The following is a 1,134-nucleotide window of genomic DNA, read 5'->3' as shown; positions in this document are numbered from 1 at the left end:
CCGCGTGATCGACTACGCGCCGCTGTTCCTGTCCCAGCCTGCGCCGCGCGGTCGCCGCGTGGTCAGCATCAGCAATTCGGGCGCCACCTGCGTGCTGTCGGCCGACGCGGCCGAGGAATACGGCCTGGCCCTGGAGCCGTTCGATGCCGCCACGCTGGACGGCCTGTCCCAGGCCCTGCCGTCCTATGTCACGGCGCGCAATCCCATCGACATGACCACGGCCCTGCTGGGCAGGCCGCAGACCTTTGGCGACACGCTGCGGGCCTTGTCGGGCAGCGGTGCGGCGGACCTCGTTCACGTGGGCTTCCCTATCGGTGGCGAGGGCTATGACTTTGCCGACTTCGCGGGCCAGGCCAGCCGCTTTGCGCGCGACACCGGCGTGCCCATTGCGGTCAGCGTCAACCAGGACTGGGTGGCCCAGGCCTTCCAGGACCAGGGCGTGCCCACCTTCTGGAGCGAACGCGCCGCCATGCGCGGCCTGGCGCTGCTGGCCGAGCAGGCCGGCGGCAGGCAGGTACAGGCGCCGTCTGCCGAGGCATCGGTGCCGGTGGCGGCCTCCCGCTCCATCACGCTGGTTACGCTGGACGAGCCCTCCAGCCTGTCCGAACTCGCCCGCGCAGGCCTGCCGGTGATGCGCCATCTGGTCTGCAGGAGCGGGGACGAGGTGCGCGCCGCCCTCGAATCCCTGCCGCTGCCCCTGGTGGCCAAGGGCGTGTCCGCCGATCTCTCGCACAAGTCCGAGCATGGCCTGGTGCGGCTCAACATCCGCGAGGCGGAGCAGGCGCTGCAGGCCTTTGGCGACTTCGCCGCCACGCTGGCCCGCCTGGGTGCGGCCGATGGCGGCCTGCTGCTGGGCGCCCAGCACAGGGCCGACTTCGAGCTGGCGCTGGGTGCCCATGTCGATGCCGAGTTCGGCGTGGTGGTCATGGTCGGCCAGGGCGGCGTGCTGGTGGAGGCGCTCAGGGACGTGCAGTTCCTTGTCGCCCCCTTCAGTGCGCGGCAGGCGCTGGATGCCCTTGCGCGCCTGTCCATCGCCCCGGCCTTTGCGGCCGTGCGCGGCATGCCGGCCGTGGAGCTGGATGCCGTGGCCGCCATGATGGTGCGGCTGGGCGACTGGATGCTGGCCCAGGGCGG

The 1,134-nt window shown here is 72.0% G+C and carries 1 protein-coding gene; it reads left to right on the top strand.

The window, feature by feature from the left end:
- Positions 1-1,134, top strand: a 1,134-nt coding sequence (locus L995_RS08510; protein WP_047470980.1) for an acetate--CoA ligase family protein, incomplete at both ends; no start/stop codon positions are given.

Source organism: Delftia sp. ZNC0008 (assembly GCF_000799035.1).
GTDB classification, from domain to species: domain Bacteria; phylum Pseudomonadota; class Gammaproteobacteria; order Burkholderiales; family Burkholderiaceae_C; genus Comamonas; species Comamonas tsuruhatensis.
This window is presented reverse-complemented; position numbering and strand designations above follow the sequence as displayed.